Annotated in this window: 1 pseudogene; it reads left to right on the forward strand. The window is 60.9% G+C overall.

The features are described 5' to 3' along the window. Window positions 1-207, forward strand: a pseudogene (locus O4G76_RS21895) (IS3 family transposase); the annotation flags it as partial.

Below are 207 nucleotides of genomic sequence, written 5' to 3' on the forward strand. Positions count from 1 at the left end.
AGAAGAAGTTCGCGAAGGCGTCATCTGGAGAGGCGGAGAAGGACACCGAGATCCGGCGCCTGAAGAAGGAGCTGGCGCGGGTCTCGGAGGAGCGCGACATCCTAAAAAAGGGTCGCCATTGGGGCGCCATTGGTCCGAGCGACAATGGCGACGCGTATTTCGCCAGGGATGCAAAGTGAGATACGCGTTCGTGGCCGAGCATCGCAG

The sequence above is a fragment of the Limimaricola sp. G21655-S1 genome, assembly GCF_027213785.1.
In the GTDB taxonomy this organism is placed as follows: domain Bacteria; phylum Pseudomonadota; class Alphaproteobacteria; order Rhodobacterales; family Rhodobacteraceae; genus Limimaricola.